19 protein-coding genes are annotated in these 20139 nt (G+C 70.2%); 8 read left to right on the top strand and 11 right to left on the bottom strand.

Translation table 11 applies throughout. From position 1 onward, the window contains the following. Positions 1-7 precede the first annotated feature (7 nt). The gene (locus ACFYYW_RS15380) at positions 8-655 is read right to left on the bottom strand and encodes a nitroreductase family protein (RefSeq protein ID WP_387649012.1); all 648 of its coding nucleotides are present in this window, start codon (positions 653-655) and stop codon (positions 8-10) included. A 13-nt stretch (positions 656-668) separates the two neighbouring features. Further along, a complete protein-coding gene (locus ACFYYW_RS15375; RefSeq protein WP_387649010.1) occupies positions 669-2024 on the bottom strand; it encodes an MFS transporter in 1356 nt (451 codons plus the stop codon). Between the two features lie 135 nt (positions 2025-2159). Between ACFYYW_RS15375 and ACFYYW_RS15370 the strand changes: the two genes are divergently transcribed. The 3 genes from ACFYYW_RS15370 to ACFYYW_RS15360 all read left to right on the top strand — a co-directional run bounded on the left by ACFYYW_RS15370 (position 2160) and on the right by ACFYYW_RS15360 (position 3289). Further along, positions 2160-2630 carry a MarR family winged helix-turn-helix transcriptional regulator gene (locus ACFYYW_RS15370; protein ID WP_387649008.1) on the top strand — a complete coding sequence of 157 codons (471 nt, stop codon included), beginning with the start codon at positions 2160-2162 and terminating at the stop codon, positions 2628-2630. Positions 2631-2882: 252 nt separating this feature from the next. Further along, positions 2883-3035, top strand: a complete 153-nt coding sequence (locus ACFYYW_RS15365; RefSeq protein WP_387649005.1) for a hypothetical protein — start codon at positions 2883-2885, stop codon at positions 3033-3035. A gap of 14 nt (positions 3036-3049) precedes the next feature. Then, a complete protein-coding gene (locus ACFYYW_RS15360) occupies positions 3050-3289 on the top strand; it encodes a hypothetical protein (RefSeq protein WP_352324544.1) in 240 nt (79 codons plus the stop codon). Between the two features lie 125 nt (positions 3290-3414). Here ACFYYW_RS15360 and ACFYYW_RS15355 read toward each other — a convergent pair whose 3' ends face one another. After that, the gene (locus ACFYYW_RS15355; RefSeq protein WP_387649002.1) at positions 3415-3963 is read right to left on the bottom strand and encodes a hypothetical protein; all 549 of its coding nucleotides are present in this window, start codon (positions 3961-3963) and stop codon (positions 3415-3417) included. A gap of 713 nt (positions 3964-4676) precedes the next feature. On the opposite strand from ACFYYW_RS15355, the gene ACFYYW_RS15350 reads away from it, so the two are divergent. Then, positions 4677-6293, top strand: coding sequence for an RICIN domain-containing protein (locus ACFYYW_RS15350; protein WP_387648999.1), 1617 nt, complete (start codon positions 4677-4679; stop codon positions 6291-6293). A 103-nt stretch (positions 6294-6396) separates the two neighbouring features. Here the strand turns inward: ACFYYW_RS15350 and ACFYYW_RS15345 are convergent, their stop codons facing one another. Both ACFYYW_RS15345 and ACFYYW_RS15340 read right to left on the bottom strand, forming a co-directional pair. Then, positions 6397-6729 carry a hypothetical protein gene (locus ACFYYW_RS15345; protein WP_387648996.1) on the bottom strand — a complete coding sequence of 111 codons (333 nt, stop codon included), beginning with the start codon at positions 6727-6729 and terminating at the stop codon, positions 6397-6399. A 420-nt stretch (positions 6730-7149) separates the two neighbouring features. Beyond that, complete coding sequence (locus tag ACFYYW_RS15340) at positions 7150-7821, bottom strand: TetR/AcrR family transcriptional regulator (RefSeq protein WP_387648993.1); 672 nt, start codon at positions 7819-7821, stop codon at positions 7150-7152. Between the two features lie 63 nt (positions 7822-7884). Here ACFYYW_RS15340 and ACFYYW_RS15335 point away from each other — a divergent pair, with 63 nt between their 5' ends. Next, entirely contained in the window at positions 7885-9333 is a 1449-nt protein-coding gene (locus ACFYYW_RS15335) for an FAD-dependent monooxygenase (RefSeq protein ID WP_387648990.1), read from the top strand. Positions 9334-10157: 824 nt separating this feature from the next. Here ACFYYW_RS15335 and ACFYYW_RS15330 read toward each other — a convergent pair. After that, positions 10158-10937 carry a neutral zinc metallopeptidase gene (locus ACFYYW_RS15330; RefSeq protein ID WP_387648987.1) on the bottom strand — a complete coding sequence of 260 codons (780 nt, stop codon included), beginning with the start codon at positions 10935-10937 and terminating at the stop codon, positions 10158-10160. A gap of 221 nt (positions 10938-11158) precedes the next feature. Here ACFYYW_RS15330 and ACFYYW_RS15325 point away from each other — a divergent pair, with 221 nt between their 5' ends. Next, positions 11159-13708: a hypothetical protein gene (locus ACFYYW_RS15325; protein WP_387648984.1), complete on the top strand. Its 2550-nt coding sequence runs from the start codon at positions 11159-11161 to the stop codon at positions 13706-13708. A gap of 83 nt (positions 13709-13791) precedes the next feature. On the opposite strand, the gene ACFYYW_RS15320 is transcribed toward ACFYYW_RS15325, so the two are convergent. The 3 genes from ACFYYW_RS15320 to ACFYYW_RS15310 all read right to left on the bottom strand — a co-directional run bounded on the left by ACFYYW_RS15320 (position 13792) and on the right by ACFYYW_RS15310 (position 16026). Then, a complete protein-coding gene (locus ACFYYW_RS15320) occupies positions 13792-14172 on the bottom strand; it encodes a hypothetical protein (RefSeq protein WP_387648981.1) in 381 nt (126 codons plus the stop codon). Positions 14173-14460: 288 nt separating this feature from the next. Continuing rightward, the gene (locus ACFYYW_RS15315; protein WP_387648978.1) at positions 14461-14688 is read right to left on the bottom strand and encodes a hypothetical protein; all 228 of its coding nucleotides are present in this window, start codon (positions 14686-14688) and stop codon (positions 14461-14463) included. Positions 14689-14691: 3 nt separating this feature from the next. Next, positions 14692-16026 carry a PLP-dependent aminotransferase family protein gene (locus tag ACFYYW_RS15310; RefSeq protein ID WP_387648975.1) on the bottom strand — a complete coding sequence of 445 codons (1335 nt, stop codon included), beginning with the start codon at positions 16024-16026 and terminating at the stop codon, positions 14692-14694. 159 nt (positions 16027-16185) lie between these two features. Between ACFYYW_RS15310 and ACFYYW_RS15305 the strand changes: the two genes are divergently transcribed. Beyond that, complete coding sequence (locus ACFYYW_RS15305) at positions 16186-16932, top strand: enoyl-CoA hydratase-related protein (RefSeq protein ID WP_387648973.1); 747 nt, start codon at positions 16186-16188, stop codon at positions 16930-16932. 318 nt (positions 16933-17250) lie between these two features. Here ACFYYW_RS15305 and ACFYYW_RS15300 read toward each other — a convergent pair whose 3' ends face one another. Continuing rightward, the gene (locus tag ACFYYW_RS15300) at positions 17251-17436 is read right to left on the bottom strand and encodes a hypothetical protein (RefSeq protein WP_387648970.1); all 186 of its coding nucleotides are present in this window, start codon (positions 17434-17436) and stop codon (positions 17251-17253) included. A 657-nt stretch (positions 17437-18093) separates the two neighbouring features. Between ACFYYW_RS15300 and ACFYYW_RS15295 the strand changes: the two genes are divergently transcribed. Then, positions 18094-19002, top strand: coding sequence for a hypothetical protein (locus ACFYYW_RS15295; RefSeq protein ID WP_387648968.1), 909 nt, complete (start codon positions 18094-18096; stop codon positions 19000-19002). Between the two features lie 387 nt (positions 19003-19389). Here ACFYYW_RS15295 and ACFYYW_RS15290 read toward each other — a convergent pair whose 3' ends face one another. Next, positions 19390-20139, bottom strand: a complete 750-nt coding sequence (locus ACFYYW_RS15290) for a helix-turn-helix domain-containing protein (protein ID WP_387648965.1) — start codon at positions 20137-20139, stop codon at positions 19390-19392.

The following is a 20139-nucleotide window of genomic DNA, read 5'->3' as shown; positions in this document are numbered from 1 at the left end:
CGGGCTCTCACCAGCGGTCCCAGTGCAGGACCTCCTCGCGCGGGATGCGGGGAGCGGGCCTGAACTCGGTGCCGATGGTGAAGGCCAGCGGGATGAACGCGGCCAGCATCACCTTCTCGTACGGCACCCCCAGAACCTGGGCGAGCTCCCGTTCGAGGGGCGCCTGCGCGGTCGTCCACACCGTGCCGAGGCCGCGGGCCCGCGCGGCCAGCATGAAACTCCACACCGCCGGCAGGATCGACCCCCACGCCCCCGCCTGCGCCTCCACCGTGGCGCGGTCGGTGCGCCCCTCGACGCCCGGGATGACGAACGCGGGCACCCGGTGGATGTTGGCGGCCAGGTGACGCAGCCCGTCGAAGACCCGCTCGGTGGAGCCGCGGTGGTAGTTCATGCGCCACAGGTCGCGCTCGCTCAGCGGCTGCCCGGTGGCCCGCGACAGGGAGCGCAGGAAGAGGTCGGCCACGGCCCGCCGCTGCTCGGGCTCGGTGACGACGAGGAAGTGCCAGCGCTGCCGGTTGCGTCCGGTGGGCGCCTGTACGGCCAGGTCCACGCACTGCTCGATCAGCTCGCGGGGCACCGGACGGGTGAAGTCGAGGCGCTTGCGCACGGCGCGGGTGGTGCTCAGCAACTCGTCGGGCGTGAGATCCAGTGTCACGGCAGGTTCCCTTTCAGTCGATCGGTACGGCGGCGGGACGGCGGGCGCGCAGCCCGTAGGCGGCGGCGATGGCCCCCAGCAGCGAGAACCCGCCCGCCACCAGGAACGCGAGCCGGTAACCGGCCAGCGGCGACCCGCCCAGCGGCAGGACGGCGGCCAGCACCGCCACCCCGACCCCCGCCCCGATCTGGACGGAGGACGTGACCAGCCCCGAGGCCAGCCCCTGCCGCGCGTCGGGCAGCCCGGCGACGGCGGCGATGTTGAGGCTGGGGAAGGACAGCCCGTTGCCGACGCCGTGCACGACCAGCGCGGGCAGCAGCACGGTGAGGTAGTCGCCGGTGGCCCCGGCCCGCAGGAACAGCAGGATGCCCACCCCCTGGACGAGCATCCCGGCGGCGGCCACCCGTCCCAGCCCCCAGCGGCTGATCAGCCGGCCGGCCAGGTTGGCCGTGACGACGATCGCCAGGCCCATCGGGACGATCCCGAGCCCGGTGGCCAGCGCGGTGTAGCCCAGCACCTGCTGGAGGTACAGGACGGTGACGAACTGCCAGCCGATGGTCGCGCACGCCCAGGTCAGCGCGGCGAGGTTGGCGGCGCCCACCGTCCCGGACCTGAACACCTCCAGCGGGACGAGCGGGCTGGGCCGCCCGCGTTCGATGAGCACGAAACCGCCGAGCAGCGCCGCGGCCACCACGCCGGCCGGCCAGTTCCGCTCGGTCAGCGCGAACACCAGCAGCAGCACGCCGCCGGTGACCGCGACCGCCCCGGCGGCGTCGAACCCGCCGCGCGCCCGCTGCGGCCGGACGTCGCGCGGCAGTGCCAGCGGCGACGCGGCCAGCACCAGCGCCGCGACCGGCACGGGCAGGAAGAACACCAGCCGCCAGCTGATCTCCGCCAGCAGGCCGGAGGCGATCAGCCCGGCGGTGTAGCCGGTGGCCCCGGCCAGCGAGTAGACCCCGAGCGCCCGGTTGCGCGGCGCGCCCTCGGCGAAGGTGGTGGTGATGAGCGACAGCGCGGCGGGCGCGGTAAGCGCCGCCGCCACCCCCTTGACCACCCGGGTGAGGACCAGCGGCCAGCCCTCCGACAGCAGGCCGCCGGCCAGGCTCGCGGCGGCGAACACCGCGAGCGAGGTCAGGAACACCCGGCGCCGTCCGAACAGGTCGGCTATCCGGCCGCCGAGCAGCAGGAACCCGCCGTAGGCGACCGCGTAGCCGGACATCAGCCACTGCAGGAGGCTCTCGGGCAGCGACAGGTCGCGGCCGATGGCGGGCAGGGCCACGCCCATCAGGGACAGGTCCATCGAGTCCAGGAACACCGCCGCGCACAACACCACCAGGGCCGTCCGTTCGACGCGCTCAGTCCGTGCCACGTCCACTCTCCATCTGAGTACAAACAATTTGCTGACAGACGATTGGGACCGTACGGCTACAAATCATCTGCTGTCAAACGATTGGAGGCGAGACGGTTTGCGTTAGACTCGGTGCCGGAGCGAAGAGGGAGATCTATGGCGACCACCACCAGGACAGGCGACCGCACACGCCAGGCGTACTTCCCGCGGCTGGCCGCCGAGCGGCTGGACATCGCGTTGTGCCGGGCCTCGGCCGCCGTGGCGCGCGCCGCCGACGCCCACGCCGCCGCGCAGGGGCTCGGCGTCGGCCAGCAGCTCGTGCTCCAGATGCTCGACGCCGTCGGCCCCTGCTCGCAGCAGACGCTCAGCGAGGAGCTGCGCATCGACCGCAGCGTCATGGTCAGCGTCTGCGACGACCTGGAGCGGGCGGGCCACGTACGCCGCGAACGCAACCCCCGCGACCGCCGCTCCTATGCCGTCACCATCACCGACCAGGGGCGGCGGCGGCTGGCCGAGGCGCAGGCCGCGATCCCGGCCTTCCTCGACGACACCTTCCAGTCCCTCACGCAGCAGGAGCGCGACCAGCTCACCGCCCTCCTCGGCAAACTCCTCAACACCGGTTCCTGAAGCGCCGGTTCCTGAAGCGCCGGTTCCTGAAGCGCCGGCTCTTGAGGCGCCGGCTCTTGAGGCGCCGGCTCTTGAGGCGCTGGGCGGCCGTGGCTGTCGTCCTCCTTGTGGCCGGAGGGACCGGCCTCGGGGAGGAGCCGGGGCCGCCGCCGCCGTCCGACAATCGCAGTGCGGCCCCGGAGATCATCGGGGCATCCGGTGGCCGTCACGGAAGCATCTCGCGTACGTCGCGACCTCACCGCAGGAGCCCATGTGACCCGTCTTCGTCCCGTCATCACCGTCGCGCTGCTGGCCGCGGCCACAGTGGGGGCGCTGTCCCTGCCGGCCCAGGCCACCGAAGGCACGTCATGCAACACCGGACCTAACGGACCCGCCTGCCACTCGCCCGGCTGGGGAACCAAGTAACAGGAAGGATCGCCATGCGTCACGCACGCCGCCTCGTCATCGCCACGCTCCTGGCCGCCGCCTGGGTGGTCCCCGCCGCCGTCGCCGCCCAAGCCGACAGCCGGACCGACTGCTACCAGATCTACAACCACAACTACCAGGCCCTCGTCGCCCGGGGCTGGAGCCCTGAGAAGGCCGCCAACGAGGCGCTCCTCTACTACGACGAGTGCATGCGGCTCAAGGAGAACCCCGCCTCGAGCACCCCGACCGACTGACGCCTCCGCGAACCGTCATCGTCCTGCGGCTGCTTCCGCTCGCGGAAAGGCGTGCGCGGAAGCAGCCCGTCAGATGCCGCCCGTCAGATGCCGCCCGTCAGATGCCGCCCGTCGGATGCCGCCCGTCAGATGCCGATCGTGAGGGTTCCGGGCGCGGTGAGCCGCGTGACGCCACCGCCGGCGCAGGCGAGCGGGTCGGGCTGGAGCCCGAGGCCCTGGGAGACGGCGGGCAGGCCCTGGTACCTGCCGTCCTGGATCGAGCCGGTGGCGATGACCTGGATGTAGCCGGCGACCCGGTTCACGACCCGGTGGTAGGCGAACGTGCTGTGCTCTCCGGAGCTCCATCGGAAGGTCCGGGTCCCGTCGCCCGAGGAGAGCAGGCTGGTGCAGGTGGCGCCCACCGCCGTCCCGGACTCGTCGTACCAGCCGGTGGGGGCGGAACCGTCCGTGCAGGCGGTGAGCCGGCCGTGGACGGCGAACGCCACCGTCTGGGGCGTGTTCGTCAGCGGCGGCTGGTAGACGATGTCCTCCTGGAGGGTGCAGACCTGGAGGGGCGCCGCGCGCGCGACGGACGCGGGCAGCAGGCTCAGCCCCGCCGTGACCAGCACGGTCATGGCGAGGAGCACGGCGGGCGCGGATCGTCCCGAGCCTCGGGCGGTACGTCGCGGCGACATGGGCGGGGCCCTTTCCGTGAAGGCGGACGGCAGGCGGTTCCTTGCTCGAAAACCCACTGTGGGCGGGCGCTTACGTATGGTGAACCGATCCGCGTCGCCCGCCCAGCGTCCGCGCGAACAGCATTTGCCATCGGCGGGTGCTCAAGGTGTCGCCGTCCGGCCAGGATTGCCGCCGCCTTCCTGCGGGAACCGGGCGGAGTTCCGCGGCCGTCGCTGCACCCCGTCCGCCGTCGTCCCGCCCAAAAGGGAAGCGGACCGAGACCCCGAAGCCGACATGAAGCACTCCCGGCCGGAGAGAACGACCTTGACCGCGGGACCCCGCTCTGCTCAGCTTGTCCGGGCCGACGGCGAACGGGACGGCGCCCGGCCCCGGACACCACGGGCTCTCCGGATTTCGCGACCCAATGCCGGACGCCTGGCTGACAGGGATGTGGGTGTTCCTCTCGCTGAGCATCCTTCTGAAGCTCGTCGCCGGAGTCGTACATCTGCTGCGGAAACGAGCCGCCCAGGATGTGGAGGACGACCCCGCCGCCGGATGACAGCCTGCAGGTGTCGAGGTGGCCTTCGCGTTGCCGCCGGCCCGTGTGGAGGCGGTGTCGCCGGCGTCCAGATCCAAATGATCATTTCAGGCCGCGTTCCCGATGCGTTCAGTCCGACGCTGTTCCCGGCTCCTAGCCTGCGCGAGCACGTCGGAAACTCTGATCAGGAGCGTCATGCGCGTTCTACCCCGGCTTCGCGCCGGTGCCGTCATGCTCGCGGCGGCCACCGCCGTCCTCGGCACGTCGGTCATCTCACCCCCACCCGCGGCCGCGGCCAAGTCACCCGAGCAGATCGCCAAGGACTGCCTCAACTTCAGCTACCGGCAGGCGGGCGACCTCGTCTACGAGGTGCCCGAATGCAAGCTCACCTACAAGAGCTCCCAGCAGGTGCTGGGCGACGCGGAGATCCCGGACGCGATCGGTGACTCCAGCAAGCCCCGCCCGGTCGCCCGCTCCTGCGGCGCCGCGGGCGGAAGCGTTGGCGTGGCGGGGATGAAGAGCTCGTCGACCTCGTTCTCCTTCGGGCTCGACATCGGCGGGAAGAAGAAGTTCGGAGACTGGGAGGGCTCCGTCGGGCCGAAGCTCGGCTGGTCGTGGAGCTGGAGCAGCAGCGACACCTACACCAACACCGCGACCGTGCCCGGCTGGGGCGTCGCCTGGGTGACGGTGCGCAAGCCGCTCATCAAGGCCGTGGTCGACATCGCCGCCGACTACGACGACGGCAATGGCGTGCAGTACGGCAAGAACCTCACCGTGTACGTGCCCGACAAGAGCCGGTCGTACGACTGGGCGCTGAACTCGCGGCCGATGAGCGACTGGGAGATCTCGAAGTTCTGCGGCAGCGGCGGTTCCGGCGACGGCGACTACACCGAGTCGACCTCGTACGAGTCGTCCTACGGCGACTTCCGCCTGTGGCTGCCGAGCCAGTACCGGCTGTTCAACGCGCACAGCGGCAAGTGCATGGTGATCAAGGACGACAGCAAGACCGCGGGGGCGAGGATCGTGCAGCGAGACTGCCCGACCGGCACCTCCTCGGCGTTGCGCTGGACCCGTACCAAGCAGGCCGACGGCTCGTTCTTGCAGAAGAACGACGCCTCCGGAAAGTGCGCGGACGTCACCGGCGACGAGCTCGCCGACTGGCTCAGCCTCGACCAGCAGAACTGCACGTCCTCCGCGCCTCAGCAGAACTGGGCGGTCATGCGGGTGAGGGTGAAGATCCCGCCGCACTACGACGCGCAGCCGGCGTTCTACCTGTACAACCGCAAGAGCGGCAAGTGCATGGCGCTCGACCACAACAACCTGCTGAGCAACGACGCCCCGCTTCAGCAGTACAACTGCGGCGATCTGCCCAAGCCGAAGCCGACCGGCGGCTACGACCTGTGGACGGTGAACTCCGCGGCCTACAAGAACGTGCTGAGCGGCATGTGCCTCGACCGCGGCGCCACGATCGACGGCGGCGGCCTGGTCGTCCAGCGCTCGTGCAACGGCAAGTCGTCGCAGAAGTGGACCGCTGTGCCGCGCAACGGCGGCTGGTTCAACATCAGGAACGACAACGGCTACTGCCTGACCGCCCCGTACAACAACGGCACTCCGCCGGGGGAGAACACGCAGCTCATGTGGTGGGGCTGCGAGACCCGCTGGGATTCGGGCAACCAGTACTGGTCGGTCAACCCGATGCCGGGCGGACGCTACACCTTCTCCAACCAATGGACGAAGCTCTGCCTGGCACCGCATTCCAGCGATGTGAGCAAGGACGGCGGCCGGGTGGCCCTGCGCCGCTGCGTCTCCTGACCGGATGACCGGCTGGTGCGCCCGCCCGCGCCGCTGCGCCGCTCGTTCGGCACCCGAAGGGGCCGCAGCACGCGACCGCGCACCAGCCGAACCCGGTGTCCCGTCACTGTCGGGATCCGGCCCGGAACGCGGCGTCCGGTGTGCCGGGCAGTGCCGCCACTCGGCTGGTGATCTCCCGGTCGATGTACTCGCGAATCAGCGTTTCGGACTGATCGCTGGTTCGGGTCGGGAGCATCGCGAGCGGGGTGCGGCCCGATGCGTCGATGGTCTCCACGAGGGTGCGGACGATGCGCTCGCCGATGCCATCGAGGCCGTCGGCGAAGATCGTTTCGATGGCCGGCGGGAGCTGGGGGGACATCTCGACAGCGGCGGCGAACAGGCCCTGTTTGCTGCCAAGCTCGGCTCCGCCGAGGAGGTTTCGCCTCCACGCGGGCATCTCATCACCCCTGCAGGGGTCGCAACGAGCAGACCGACGCTCCTGAGGAGCGCGTATGCACCGGACAACCGTCTGGCTCCGCCACAACATGGACGCCGTGTTCCCCGCTGACATGCGTGCACCTGGCGCATGTAGGCGGCGAATCGGGTGCGGTGCTCATCGAGATGCTCGTGCCACTACCGGCGGGTGCCGTTCCGCGCCTTCTCATCCTGGTGGGGGCAGCGGTGAGGCCGAGGAACTGGTGGGTCGCCACGGCACCTGCGTCAGGCGCTCCTGGAGGTGGGCACCCCATTCCAACTGCTCGGCGTCGCTCTGGACGACTGGTCTCCTGTGGCCGCCCCCCTGCGCGGACTCCCCGACGGTTGCGGCCCGCCTGGCCTGAGGACATGCCCTTCCGCGATCCGGTCCTCGACGCCGGCGTCAGTCGGTGGTCAGTCCTCTGATGATCAGGTTCAGGCCGTGGGCGAAGTGGGCGGCGAAATCGGTGCTGGTCAGTGTGGCTTCGGCGGCAGCCAGGTTGGGGTAGGCGTCGGGGTCGAGGGCCGCGTGCAGCAGGGTCAGTGAGGCGGGCAGCTCGGAGCCGGCGAGAGACTGGGCGGCCTGTTCCTCCAGGGTGTGGCCGACGGTGAAGTGGATGATCGTGAGTGCCGTACGGGTGGCGGCCTCGGGGGTCGGGCATGTCTCGCGCAGCATGCCCACGAGGGTCTCGGCGTAGTTCAGCGTGTTGGGGCCGACGGAGTGGGTGCCGGCGTAGACGCGTGCGCCGTCGCGGTGGCGCAGCAGCGCGGTGCGCAGCCGTCCGGCCAGTTCGGTGAGCTGATCACGCCAGGCGAGCCCGTCGGGCAGCGGGTCGGCGCAGCCCGCGAGCATCTCCTCCGCCATGGCGGCGAGCAGCGTCTGCTTGGTGGCGAAGTGCCGGTAGAGCGTGCCCGCCTGGACGTCGAGGGCCGCGGCCAGACGGCGCATGGTCAGCGCGTCGAGCCCGTCCTCGTCGACCAGGCGCAGAGCGGTGGCGACCGCCTCCGGCACGCCCATCTTGCGGGGGCGGCCCCGGGAGCGCTGGGCGGACGAGGAGGTTGACGTGGGTCCCATGCCCAGTGATACTAATGACCTCAATTTTATGAACGATGTTCATTTAATAGGAGGGACGCAAGCGTGCACATCGACGTGATCGTGGTGGGAGCCGGGCCCACCGGACTGCTGCTGGCCGCGGAGCTGGCCCTGGCGGGCGTGGCGGTCCGCGTGCTCGAACGGAACGACGCGCCCACCAGCCTTTCGCGGGCGCTCACGCTGCACCCGCGCAGCATCGAGGTGATGGACCTGCGCGGCATCGCCGGCCGTTTCCTCGCCCGCGGTCACACCCTGCCCGGGTGGCACTTCGCGGGCCTGAACACGCGCCTCGACTTCACCGCCCTCGACACCCGGCACGGCTACACCCTGTTCCTGGAGCAGGCCCGGACCGAGGAACTGCTCGACGCCCGCGCCCGCGAGCTGGGCGCCGAGATCGTCCGTGGCTGTCAGGTCACCGCCGTGCGGCAGGAGCCGGACGGCGTCGTCGTCCAGACAGCCCGGGGAGAGACGCTGCGCGCCTCCTACGTCGTGGGCTGCGACGGCGGACGCGGCATCGTCCGGCAGGCGGCCGGCATCCCCTTCGACGGAACCGACGAGACGCTGTCCGGCATGCTCGGCGACTTCGCGGTCACCGACCCGGACGCCGTGCGCGCGGCCGAGGCCCGCGGCGTGCTGGCCGTGCCGCTGGAGGGCGGGCTGACCCGGTTCGTGGTCATCGATCCCGAACGCATGCGGGTGCCGTCCGGCCTGCCCCTGACGTACGAGGAGTTCCGGCAAGCGCTGACGAACGTCGCCGGCACGGACTTCGGCGTCGCCGAGCCGCGCTGGCTGTCGCGGTTCGGCAACGCGACCCGTTTGGCCGGGCGGTACCGGCAGGGCCGGCTCCTGGTGGCGGGCGACGCGGCCCACATCCACTTCCCGGCGGCGGGACAGGGCCTCAACACCGGTCTGCAGGACGCCATGAACCTGGGGTGGAAGCTCGCCGCCCAGGTCAAGGGCTGGGCTCCGGAAGGGCTGCTGGACTCCTACGACGCCGAGCGCCGCCCGGTCGGCGCGGCCGTCACCGCCAACACCGAGGTGCAGACGCTGCTGATGGAACTGACTCTGGTGCCACAGTACCGGCGGCCGGTCATGGCGCTGCGCGGCATGCTCGACGGCCTCCTGCGCATCGGGGAGGTCAACCACGACCTCGCCGCCGCGGTCTCGGCGATCGGCATCCACTACGGCGACGGCTTCCCGGCCGGGGCCCGGGTGCCCGACCTGCCGATCAGCGTCGCGGAGCGGCCCGAGGTTGAGCGTCTGTACGAATTGCTACATGACGGGCGATTCCTGCTCGTCCATACGGGAAAGCGGGCCGGCGCGCCCGGCGGCCGGAACGACCGCATGCAGATCGTCACCGCCACGACCTGGCAGCCCTCGCCCGACCTGGAGGAGGCCGAGGCGCTCCTCGTCCGGCCGGACGGGCACCTCGCCTGGGCGGGGCCGATGGAGGCCGAGCAACAGGCCCTGCTGGACTGGACTGGGGCGGCTTGACCCGCCCCGCCACGGCGGGACCCTGCTGAACGCCGGACCAGCCCGGCGGCTGCCACGCCGCTGTCGGGCGGCGATGCGGTCGGCGGGTTCAGGGATGGTGCACCGGATCTTGCGAGCGCGCAGATGCTGCCGGATCGCACGGGAGGAATACGCCTTGCCGGCCCGGACGATCTCCGGTCGGGTGCGTGGGCGGCCGGGCCCGAGCCGGGGCACCTTGATGGCGGCCATGACCGTGGGAGTCTCGATCATCGACCTGACCGGCGACGGCAAGGGCGAGCTCGTGGGCAGGTGCGCCCGGCAAGAACAACGGCCAGGGCATGCCGGCCGTCCTGCCCGGCACCGCCCCGGGCGTCCCCTCCAGCGGCCAGGTCGGGCATGCCGACGCGGCCGGGCTCACCGGGGCCGGCCGATTCGGTTCCGCCCTGCTGCACCGACCCACCCGACACGGCCGCCTGCGGCCCGATCAGCGCGCCGCGAGACCGCAAGCGGCCAATATTGCCCGGGCAGAGCCTGCCGCGAGTGAGAACGGGCCGGCGTTTGGCGCGCTGTCAGGCGCTGGGATTCACTGCACCAGCACTGCGCAGAGGCCCAGGATGCGCAGCATCGGCCACTTCAGCACGAAGGTCATGACCAGCGCGGCCACAGAGCCTTCCTGGATCACCATTTTCAGTGACGGGGAACATACTGATCGCTCTCGGAGCCCTGGGTTCAGTCGGATGCAGGCGCCGCCGGGGGAGATCGTCTTAGGCCTTGGGTATCTACGGGCTCACGCCGGCAAGAGGCTGATCACGGCCGCGCGGCGGGCGTCCTCCTCTGGTCACGCGCTATTTCACCCTGGCGGCCGGAGCCGTGAAGGTGTTGCAGACGGACGGCGACTCGGACTCGAACCCCCGCCTGATCCAGTAGACACGATTGGACGCTTTGCCGAAGCCGGCGAAATTGCCGTCGATGACGTGCCGATCGATGTAGTAGTCCTGGCCATGTTCGCGCGTGTGGCCGAGCGAATCCCAGACACTGCCGGTGAACGCCCCGGAGAAGCAGAGCGTCTGCAGCGTGTATCTGGACTGAAGGGCCAGCGCGTCCCGCTTGGACAGCTTCTTCATGGTCTTGGCCACGGCGTTCATGATGCCCGCGACGTTCTGGACATGGATGGCATAGCCCGTGCTGAGGGCCTCCAGCAGTTGTGGATTGTCGATCTCGCCCTTGAGCCCGTAGTCGCTGACCATCATGTGGATGGTCTTGGTGTTCGTACAGTAGACGCTGTCAGTGGCGTCGGGTGCGTAGATGCCGCAGGAGGTCTTGACCCGCTCGCCGTACGACAACACCACCTTGGGCTTGGTGTACCGCAGACCGGCCTTCGTCAGCAGCGGCCCCCACGCCTTGTCCAGACAGAGCGAGACCTCTTCGACATAGCGCCGGAACACCTCGACGTCGGCGCTGGCCGCATACGGCTCCTCGCAGGTCTTGAGCGCGAACTTGCCCGCCTCGTACAGCGGGTTCTTGGTCAGCACGGCCGGGGCCGACGCGGCACTGGCCGTCCCGCTGAACGCGGCGCCGGCGAGCACGCCGACGAGTAATGGCACGATCAAGGACGTCGGACGCATGGCACCGGACTTTACATGGGTGTCAGCCCGCATAAGCCCGAAACCCCCATTGAGTGGATCTTGCGAAGAGCCACACGCCCGGTCGGCTTGTCCGCCAGTCAGCGCCCGGCGCGTCTCCGGGGCGAGGCTCGGAAGCAGCAGTGGATGTTCATGGCCCAGCAGCCGTAATTGAGCAGAGGGCTACTCATGCGGGCTGAGGCCCGCTCCGTCATGGTCGGCTCATGAGACGGATCCTGCTCAGCATCGGATTAGCCGGCGCCGTCCTGTTCTCCGGGTTACCCGCGGGAGCGGACGCAGCGCCGTACATCGATTACGCGCCGGTCAAACCGCCCGACAACTTCATCGAGCTGCGCGGCGCCCGGGAGCAGTTCAGGGTGCCGCCGCTGCTCGTCAAGGCGTGCGGCGACCTGCCCGACAACTACGGCGAGGACTACCCGGCGCACGTCCTCGCCCAGGTCACGCTGCTTCGCATGCTCGACACCAACATCGGCACCGGCTCCATCCAGCGGGTGATGAACGGCGGCGACAACGGCAAGCCCGAGCCGGACCGGGTCGTCTATCCCCCGCTGTCCTCGCCGGCGAACGCGGCGCAGTGCCTGCGCGATCTCGCGCCCGACTGGGCGGAGAAGTGGGAGGGCGGCCCCACGACCAGGCGCGACGCGCCCGGGTGGAAGACCGTGGACGACGAGCTGAGCCGAGTGTTCGAGCTCTGGGGCAGGCCGGGCACCGAGATGCAGGAACTCTGCCACGACGGCGACTGGGACCTGACCATCTCGCTCGTGATCCGCACCTGGCTGCTGGCCCGCTACCACTACTCCGAGCAGGACCGGGCCAGGCTGGACGAGAAGATGTCGCGGGTCGTCTGGCTGCAGGGCGGGGCCTCCCCGTACGACACGGTCAACTGCCAGATCGCCGGGAAGGACATCCCCGAGACCGAAAACCACAACCTGCTCATCACCAGCACCCGCTACCTGCACAACCTGTGGCTGCCGATGCTCAGCCCGGTGACCGTGCAGGGGGCCACCAACAAGTCCGTCGCCGACTACGACGTCAACTTCAACCCCGACAACGAGACCAACGGGCTGCGCGCCAGGCTGACCGAGCAGCTCGACACGTGGCTGCGGACCGACTTCCTTGAGTACAACTCGCGGATCTACGCCAGGCTGGACATGATCGGGCTGCTCAACCTCTACGACCTGGGCGACGAGGCGCTTCGGCCGCGGGTGCGGGCCGTACTCGATCTGATCGCCGCGAAAGCGGCGACCGAGTCGATGGGAGAGCTGCGCAACCCGACGTTCAGGCGGCGGCTCGAGAACCGCGGCGAGCTGCTGTTCGACGTGGACGAGGTGTCTCCGATGATGCAGGTGTGGGTCGGCGACCTGGCGCCCGTCACGCGCACGGGGGCCAACTTCGCCGAGGAGGGGACGCTGGCCGCCTCGTCGAAGTACCGGCCGCCCGACGCGCTCGCCGATCTCATGCTCAACCCCGCGCACCACTCCTACCTGCAGGCGTTCAACGGGCGCGGGCAGGGCGAGCTGGCCTTCGGCGCACCAGGCCTGACGATTTCCGGCGGGGGACGCTCGACGCCGTGCGCGTACGGCGCGATCGCCGGGATCTGTTTCGGTTCCGGCAACGACCCAGGTCATCCTGAGAGGCTGCTGCTGATCCCGAGGAGGCTGCGCGGCGGGCAGCCCGACGCAAAACCGGTCGAATCCTGGCTACTGCGCTCGGACTACGACGGCGACACCGACTGCCTCGGCAACGGCATCGCCTGCGCGAACAAGTGGGTGCTCGGCTCCTATGCGCCCGCCGCGTCCTGCCGCCGGGCCTTCGACAGCCGCGGCGACCACGTGACCGCACTGCTCTTCAACCGGTCGTGCATGGACGAGACCTGGCCGAGGGAGTCCTGCTTCTATGTGTATGTCAGAGACCTGAAGGCCGGATCGCAGACCCGCCCGCTCTCCTACCTGGTCGTCCACACCTGCGAGGCCGGCTTCGACGACTTCGTCGCCTACATGACCGACGGCCCTGGGCAGCACGGGCCCTGGCAGAACGCCTGCGCGCGTGAGCACGGCAAGCATCCGGGCGGCAACTGCCACGGCTGGAAGGTGTCGCTGACCCCGCCGCGGGTCACCGGCCCGCTCTCGCCTGGCGATCCGGTCACGCTGACCGCGTGGACCAGCCCGGGCAACCTCCCGTACACGATCTCCACCACGCCGGTCCGTGAGGCGTCGGCCAGCGGGGACGTGGCCGCGTACGCGAACGACCGGCTCCGGCTGGCCAACCCCGCCGCGGGGGAGAGGCTTTATGACGGCCCAGGTGGCACGAGCCCCGAGTCGGACAGACGTGGCTTCACGGCGGTCGGCAACGTCACCCTGGCCGGCGAGGTGTCCGTCGCGCTGACCGGCGTCACCCACCCGGACCTGGTACGGGATGTCCAGTCCAGCTATGTCGACCAGACCGTGGTCGAACAGGAATGCACGCTGACCCGCCCCGACGGCACCCGCTACTGCGACGAGACACACGGCCCGCCGATGCTGCCGCTGGCCTCATGGACGTATTACTACCGGGGCACGCCGTTCGAGTCCGGACAGCCCGTCACTTACACCGAGCAGCGCCCGATCGTCCACCCCGATCATACCTATCTGATCAGGACCTGCCTGACGTGGTGGCGGTTCATGACCGCCCAGGACTACTGGTCGAACCAGTACGGCGAGAAGGACCCCGCGACCGAGGAGACCTGCGTGAACAATCTCGTTTCTCCGCGATGAGTTTCCCGCTCCCGCCCGGTCTGTCTCGTGCGGCCATCCGAGTCGCGCGAGGTGTGCGGCGGGAGCCGTGGGGTGGGATCAGGTCACTCGCCCCGGACGTAGGTCGATCTTGAACACGGCGTCGGAGACAGGGACGCCGAGCAGGCGGTCCATGGCGTCCACGCGCCGGACAGCAGCAGGGCTCCCGGAAGCCGGCCGGCGAACGCGGCGGCGAGGCAGATCACGGTGACGCGGCGCGGCAGCGTCCGGTGCCGCTCGGGCTCGTCCAGGATGCGGCGGCGGGCCGCCCAGATGCCCAGCATCATGCCCGGCACGATGTCGACCGTGCCCAGGACCGTCTTTGTCGGCCACGTATGGAGGCCGGACAGCAGGTGGGAGCCGAGGTCGGCCGGCATGATCCCGTCCGCCGCGACGTCTGACGCGCCGGCCAGGGCCGGCAGGACCGGCCCGGAGGTCACGAACACCGCCGGCGGAGAGGGGACCTGGCAAACATCGGCCGCGTGCAGCCGATACCGGCTGCACGCGGCCTTGGCATGATCGTCAGAGAGATCTTGGCTGCAAGGTTGCTGCGGTTGGGGGACAACCTCCGTTATCAGGCAAGCCCGCGATCACCGGCATAGCGCGAGCTGGGCAGGCACCGGCACGTCGGTCTACGCCGACCCGCACCACGGGCTCACCGGGATCCTGCTGACCCAGGTCGGGCTGTCGGTGCCCGCCCCGGCGCGGCTGCTCCACGATTTCTGGACCAGCGTCTACCAGGCCGTCGACGCGTAGACAGCCTGGTAGGGCGTCAGCTGTCGTGGCAGCGGTCGCGGGGTCGGCTCTCGTTCGTCGAACCCGGCCGAGCGGCAGGTGGCGACGGCGCCGACGTTCGAGGACGGGGTCGTGAGCGCGGCGGTCAGCGGCGTCGGGCTGCCCTTCTTCGCCCGGCCGGCCGCCGAGCGGCGCCCGGCGCCGCGGGGCGCGGGTCCTGTCGGCATGTGTCATGGGGGGATGGTCTCGATTGCGTCCTTCAGGCAGCGCAACGCGGCCCCGAGCTCGTCCCGGGGCGGTGTGGCCAGTGCCAGCCGGAGTGCCCGGGGACGGTGGGGGCCGGTGGCGAAGGCGTCCGCGGTGGATATCAGGATGCCTTTCTCCGCGAGCACGGCCGCGACGTGATCGGGGCGCTGGTGCGACTCCAGGCCGAGCCACACGATGTAGGAGACGGGGTGTGCCGTGAGGTCCAGGCCGGCGAGCGCGGCGCGGGCGATGTCCTGCCGGGCGGCTGCGTCCTCGCGGCGGTCTTGCTCCAGGCGCGTGACGGTTCCGTCGGCGATCCAGCGGGTGGCGAGCGCGGTGACGACTCCCGGGGCTCCCCAAGCCACGGTACGAAGACCGCTCGTGGCCGCCTCCACATGGCGCTCGGGCAGCACAGCGAAGCCGAAGCGCAGGCCGGGTGCCACGTTCTTGGACAGGCCGGCGACGTAGCAGGTGCGTTCGGGCGCGAGGGCCTGGAGCGGCGGTGGCGGTGAGGCTTCGAGGAAGGCGTAGGTGCCGTCCTCGATGATCAGGCAGTTGTGCGAGTGGGCGAGGGCGGCCAGCCGGTCGCGCTGCTGTCGGTCGAGCACCCAGCCGAGCGGGTTGTGCACGGTGGGCATCGTGTAGATCGCGCGGACGGGCCGGGCGCAGCACATCTGATCGAGCGCGTCGAGGTCCGGTCCCGTGGCCGTGACCGGGATGGGGGCCAGGTCGAGGCCGTGTGCCGAGGCGAGGAGCTTGATGCCCGGGTAGCTGAGCGCGTCGACGGCGAGGACGTCGCCGGGTCGGGTGAGGGTGTGCAGCACGATGTCGAGCGCCTGCTGGGTCCCGCTCGTCAGCAGGACGTTGCGCGGCGCCGTGTCGATCCCCCGCCCCAGCAGGTAAGTGGCCACGGCCGCCCGGTCGTGCCGGTGTCCGCCCGGCGGGTGCTGGCGCAGCAGCGCCTCGACGTCTCCCGACACCGCCATCGTGCGCAGGGCCTGCCGCAGCAGGTCGGCCTGCCCGGGGGCCAGGGGCTGGTTGAACGACAGGTCCGCCACCCGGGGCACCGGCAGAGTGCGCGACGGTTCGAGCCCGTCGTAGCCGGACCGCACCCGGACGAACGTTCCCCGGCCCGGCTCTCCCACGACCAGGCCCAAGGCGGCGAGCTCGGCGTAGACCCGGGTGGCCGTGGCCAGCGCCATCCCCCGCTCGCGCGCGAGGGCGCGGTGGGTCGGAAGCCGGGCACCGGTCGGAATCGCGCCGGAGCGGATGGCTGACGCGAACTCGTGAACAACGGCCTTGTAGGACGACGGTCCCATGGCACACCTGCTGCCCGTTGCAGAACCCGTGGGGACCGCCCCATTGTATCTAGGACGATTATTGGATCGTCCTAGATGGGTGCTCGTAGCCTCAGAAGGTCGAACCCAGAGGAAACGGAGCACCCCGGCATGACCGTGCGCATCGAGCGAGAAGACCAGATGGTGGTAGTCACCATCGATCGAGAGCAGAAGCTCAACGCCCTGGACTACCCGACGATCGACGCGCTCCTCGCGCAGCTCGACCTCATCGACTCCGACGACAACATCCGGGCGGTCATCCTGACCGGCGCCGGGCGCAAGGCGTTCAGCGCGGGCGCGGACATCCCTTCGCTGGCCTCCAGCATCGCAGGAGGACCCGAACGTGCGCTGCGCGAGATCGTGCGCCGCGGTCACGGGCTGACGCGGCGGATCGAGGAGTTCGCCAAGCCCGTGATCGTCGCGGTCAACGGTCTCGCTTACGGCGCCGGCTGCGAGATCACCGAGGCCGCTCCGCTGGCGATCGCAGCCGAGCACGCCGCCTTCGCCAAACCCGAGATCACCCTCGGGTTCCCGCCCCCCTTCGGCGGCTCCCAGCGCCTGCCGCGGCACGTCGGTCGCAAGCGGGGCCTGGAGATGATCCTGACCGGCGACCCGATCCCGGCCGCCCGAGCCGCCGAGCTGGGCATGGTCAACACCGTCGTACCGGCAGACGAGCTCCTCGACGCCGCACGGGACTTGGCCACCCGGATCATCCGGCACGCGCCGACGGCCGTCGCGGCGTGTCTGCGCGCGGTGACCCGCGGGATCAACCTGCCGATCGACGAGGGCCTGGCGGTCGAGGCGGCGAGCTTCGCCGCCACCGTGCCCACCGACGGCGTGCGGACCGGCCTGCAACGGTTCCTCGACCGGACGAGTGTGTCGGCCTGAACCTGGCGGAAGAGTCGGCGCTGCTCGCTCGTGACCGTCCGGCGCGTGCGTGAGCGCCACGAGCCAAGAAGACAGACCAGGACCGGGCCAGGAGGACACCGTTGATCGATCGTCATGGGCGGAGTTGCACGAGTGCGGCAACCCCGTCCGCTTCTCCGCGTTCGAGGTCCCTGCCGAGCGCCTCTGCCAGGCCCTGCAAGGCACCCGCGCCAAGCAGGAGGCGGCTTTCCGTGAGCTGTTCGCCTGACCTGCCTCATCTTCCGGCAAGCCCCGCAGCCGCAGGTTCGCCTGAGCGTGCGCGTACTGGCCGGTGGTGTATCAGGTCAGGCCCGGGTGGCGGGTCTCCAGCTCGCGCAGGGCCAACGTGCCGAACCCGCAGCACTGCCACTCGGGTGAGAAACTGATCTTGTTGAGCAGGCCGACTCCGCACGGCTCGCAGATCGTGTACCGGACGCGCCCGAACGAACCCTCGTCACCCGCGGCGATCGAGAACTCATACGACACGGTCGGCCCGTCATCCGCCCCTCGGCGACGGCCCGGCGTGGCCTTTCCCGAAACCGCCCAGTTCGGTCGGTGGTGTTGATGATCTCGGGCAGCGAGTACCGTTCCCGCAGGTCTTTCAGCGCCTCCCAGTGCGCCAGAGGCGGCTTCTCCCCTGGTGTGATCGTGGTGGCCACATCGCGCACGCGGACGGTCAACGAGTGAGTGAGCGCCAGCGTCTGCGTGCAGCTGCCCGCATAGGGCAACGCCACCGCTCCCGCCTTGGAAACTCGCACCGGCGACCCACACCGCGACAACGCGGATGCGCGCCCTCAACGTGGGAGGCGCCTTGTCAGGCTTGTGCGCTTCGAGCTCCATGCCCACACGCTACGACGCCGCCTCCCCCGCTCCCATGTCCGGAAGGGTTACTGCTCACCCCCATGTCACCAGCCCCTTTTCACCGCTTCGGACCACCCTGGGGTTCGGGAGGTCGGCATGGTGTGGCAGCGGGGGGACATTCGTCTGCTCTGCGCCGTGCCCTCTTGATCCATTATTTGCCCTGGTAGGCCGGCTGCTACGATGCCGCCCGGCATAAATCGCCATATCTGGGCGGGCAGAACCGTCGATTTCTCATGCGCGATCTTTCTGCACGAATTGCCGAATCCCCTCTTGGAGTTCTTCATGCGCCGTGCAGTCGCGCCCGCCGTTCTCCTGCTCGCCACCATGACCGCATGTGGCGGCGGCGAGAAGCCTGTGCCGGCGGCCTCCGCCACCCCCAGTGCTCCGGCCGCCCTGACCGAGGTCGCGGCCGTGGTGCGTGTCCTGGACACCCAGCTCACCAAGCACAAGAGTCTCAAGATGGCCGTGTCGGTGACCGGTGATGAGGCGGCCGTCAAGTCCGACGTGCTCATTCACCTGGAGGGCACGGCGACCCGGGTGGACATGACCTCCGAGGACCCCCTGTCTCCGGGAAAGAAGACGCACGTCATCCAGACCGAGGAGGCCACGTACGTGGCGGCCACGGGCGAGCACGCCGACTGGGCGAAGGGCAAGCCGTGGCTGAAGTTCGGCGAGGAGCAGAAGGGGATGGTCGGGCTGATCGCGCCCGGGGGCGCTGACAGCGCCGTCGAGGACCTCGCGCGGGCCCGTGACGCGAACCTGTACGCCACCGGCAAGCTCACCTCCGCGCCGGATCCGCTCGGCATCCACTACACCGTCACCTACGACCTGGGGCAGGCGCTGAAGCAGACCGGGTCCAAGGCGTACGTGGCGGCCAACTTCGACCAGTCGCTGGCCGCCGTCAAGGCCAAGCTCGGCAAGGAGGGGCTGCAGAAGGTGATGAAGGGCGTCACCGGCCTGGGCGAGCAGTACCAGGCCCGGCTTGGGACCGCACTGGAGCAGGTGGCGCAGGGGGTCACCTGCTCCTACGACGTCTGGGTGGGCGCCGACGGGCTGCCGGCCAAGCTGGTCATGAACGTGCCGCTGGAGGGGGCGGCGGTGAAGACGGAGATGGTGTTCTCGGACTGGGGCACGGCGAAGGTCACCGTACCGGCCGACGATCAGGCCGCGGAGATGCCTGGCCTTTCGTAGATTCGTGGCTTTGTCCGAGCTCTCGATGGGTCGTCGAAAGCGGCAGATCCGATCATCAAAGAGATCACCTGCCCGTTCACGGACGGCGGTGCGCTGCCCGGCCGGGGTGGTCCGGTCGAGGGTGGCCAGCACGGCGCTCAGGATCGTGGCGAGACGACGGCCGGCAGCGCGGCGGCCAGGAGTCCGGCGTCGCGTCGCTGTACACGCGCTGAGGCACTCCTTCGGCACGGACTCGAACCAATGACAGAGGCAGCACCTTGCCGGTCCCCCCTTTGCATGACCGTCCGCCATTCAACTGACGCCCCACCTGCCCAACACAAGACGAGCCGTGCTTGCCGGCATTCAGGGCTACCTGTTCAGGACCCCTGATCCTGCAATTCCGGACAGTCAGGCCGGGAGCTGCGCGAAGATGACGACGCCTTCCTCGCCGACCGGCCGCAGCAGGCAGAACGTGAACCCGCCGACCGTGACAGGGGCGAACTCCCGCACTGCCCGGCAGCTCCACCAGTGCCCTGCGTCGGGCCGTTCGAGCTTCAGGAGATCCACGACGGCCGCGGCGCGTGGGTCGTCCGGGATGTGCCCGGTGTTGGCCCGGAACTGCTCGTACAGGCCGCGCAGCAGCGGCTCCGCGTCGGTCAGGCGGTGGCCCCCGGGGGTGGCGAGCATGATGAGGAGGTTGCGCCGCTCGATCGGCACGCTGTCCGGATCGCCCCAGAAGCGCCGGTAGGCGGCGTTGCCGGCGAGCACGTCGAAGCGCACGTCCACGGCCGCAGCCGGTGTGGACGTCCAACTGTCCAGCAGTGTCCGGATCGGCTCCCCGAGCACGGCCGGGCCCGCGGCCGTGGCCGGGGAGGCGGGCAGGAACCCGGCCAGTGCCAGCGTGTGGCGGTGCGCCGCCGCGTCCATGCCGAGCACCCGGCAGATCGCGTCCAGCACCTGCCGGGTCGTGCTCGCCCTGCCCTGCTCCAGCCAGGTGTACCAGGCCACGCTGACCCCGGCGAGCGTCGCGACCTCCTCGCGGCGCAGTCCGGGGGTCCGCCGCCGTCCACCGCCGGCCAGACCCACGTCCGCCGGGTCGACGACCTCGCGGGCCGCGCGCAGGTGGGCGCCGAGCTCGCGGCGAAGGGTCTCGTTCAT

Origin of the sequence: Nonomuraea sp. NPDC001831 (assembly GCF_042892035.1) — a bacterium.
In the GTDB taxonomy this organism is placed as follows: Bacteria; Actinomycetota; Actinomycetes; order Streptosporangiales; family Streptosporangiaceae; genus Nonomuraea.
This window is presented reverse-complemented; position numbering and strand designations above follow the sequence as displayed.